At 53.7% G+C, this 2,064-nt stretch carries 1 protein-coding gene; it reads left to right on the forward strand.

Going from position 1 to position 2,064, the window contains the following annotated elements; translation table 11 throughout:
- The first annotated feature begins 223 nt into the window (after positions 1–223).
- On the forward strand, positions 224–1,894 hold the full coding sequence (hpsL, locus tag ACN4EG_RS27615; protein ID WP_431633499.1) for a hormogonium polysaccharide biosynthesis protein HpsL: 1,671 nt from the start codon (positions 224–226) through the stop codon (positions 1,892–1,894).
- The last annotated feature ends 170 nt before the right edge of the window (positions 1,895–2,064 follow it).

Genomic DNA, 2,064 nt, shown 5'->3' on the forward strand with positions numbered 1-2,064 from the left:
TTTGCCAAGAAATAATATCCCCTCTTCATCCCCCCACCCTCCTACCCTTTTACTCTCCTACCCCCTACCCAATTGGGATTTTATTTATACGCTGTTCCCTAGGCGCAGGCGTCCGCTCCTAGGAGCAGTACAGGAGACCAATGACAGGTTTAGCTGGGGTTCAGGTTCCGAATCGAGGGAAATCGGGCATTCTGAGAGTACCCCCTTTGCCGTTCCTCTGCCCATGGCCAAGTCGAACTCTCGCAAATCCAGCAAAGCATCCAAGGCCGCGAAACGCAAAGCGGCTGAGGCCATGCCAGAATTATCCGATCGCCCTGTTCTAACGCTGAAGGAACAACAGGCGGCAAAACGTAAAGCGGCGAAGGCCAAGCAGGAATTAACGCAGTTTTTAACGATCGCGACGGTCTGTGCGGTCTTTGTCGGGATGCTATTGGCGATCGTGGCGGGCGTAAAGGGGGCAGTGGGGGGCATCGTGGGGACGTTGGTGCTGCTGCTCTCGTTTAAATATCCCTGGCAGGCAATCTACGGCTTTTGGATTTATTTGCCCCTAGGAGGAACAATCACCTATTCGATCGGGGGCGGCAGTAACCCCGTTTTGCAACTGGCGAAGGATATTTTCTATCTCCCGGCGTTGATTGCCACAATCCAACTCTGCCAACGGAAAAAATTGCCCTTTATTTTACCCACTGGCTTAAAAACGCCGCTCTTACTGTTGGTGGGATACTGTCTGTTAGTTCTGCTGTTTGTCAACGGTGCCCAGCAGCTTGCGCCCAAGGGCGATAAACCATTCCTGATGGGAATTTTGGGGTTGAAGGTGTTTCTGGGCTATGTCCCCCTGATTTCCTGCGCCTATTATTTTTTGAATAAGCGATCGGATTTTTATCGCCTGATGCGAATTACGACGGGGCTGATTATCCTGTGCTGTAGTTTGGCCTTTGTGCAGTACATGATGCTGAAAACGGGGCGCTGTCAGGGCACGGTGGGATCCGGTGCGGAGTTATTCAAAGCTTCCCTTGGGGCACGGTGTTTAGTGGGAGGATCGCTGCTCTATAACGAGGAGCAGGGGGTGATCCGCCTACCGGGAACCTTTGTGGCTCCTTGGCAGTGGGGCTGGTTTTTGATCTCTGCGGCCTTCTTCAGTTTTGCAACGGCCTTTAGCGATCGCAGTTTCCTCTGGCGGTTGGCGGGGATGGGGGCGATGGCGGCGACGTTGACGATGGCAGTTTTGTCGGGACAACGGATTGCGCTGGCGATCGTGCCGATCGTCTTTGCGGTGCTGCTGGTGGTGACGGGGCAGGTGGCGAACCTGAAACGATTTCTGCCGATCGGGATTACCCTGGGGATTTTTGCCGCGATCGCCATGGCGGCCTATCCGGACGTAGTCCAGGAGCGGTTGGACAGCTTTTCCAGCCGTTGGGAAGCCGCCCCTCCGACGGAATTTATTGCGTCCCAGTTTGATTTTGTGAGCGACCTGACTGGAATTTTGGGCCGGGGCTTGGGCCGAGCAACCAATTCCGCCCGCAGTTTTGGCGAAACCAAGCTGATTGAAACCTACTATCCCAAGGTACTGTTCGAGATTGGCCCGATCGGGGTGTTGCTCTTTCTGGCGGTCGTGACCACACTAACGGTAGTCACGTTCCGGGCCTACCGCCAACTCAAGGATAAAAATCTGCGGGGCATGGGGGCAGCACTGTGGGTGTTTATCCTGTTTATCAGTTACAACACCTATTACTATCCCCTAGATGTGGATCCGGTTGCAGTTTACTACTGGTTTATGGCAGGAGCCTTGCTCAAGTTGCCGGAACTGGAAAAAACCGAAGTGCCTGCCCTAGCCGAGGCCGCGACTCCACCGCCTAAAGGCAAACGTCGTCAACCGTCTAATCGATCGAAATAGGCTTTAGGGATATAGCCATAGTTCATTCAGTTAGGACAGTTACAAGTTGATTCATCCATGCTAGAGATCCGATCCCCCCTTGTATCTTAAGAGTAGTGGTAGACCGATCCCCCCTGGATTGAGAAAATCGCGGGCTAGCCAGGGTCGCCACTACTTTGCACTAGGGCCAA

It is taken from the genome of Alkalinema pantanalense CENA528, assembly GCF_050753345.1.
GTDB lineage: Bacteria > Cyanobacteriota > Cyanobacteriia > Leptolyngbyales > Leptolyngbyaceae > Alkalinema > Alkalinema pantanalense.

Coding starts and splice junctions, on each gene's coding strand:
- hpsL (WP_431633499.1), top strand. CDS start 224: ATGGCCAAGTCGAACTCTCGCAAATCCAGCAAAGCATCCAAGGCCGCG.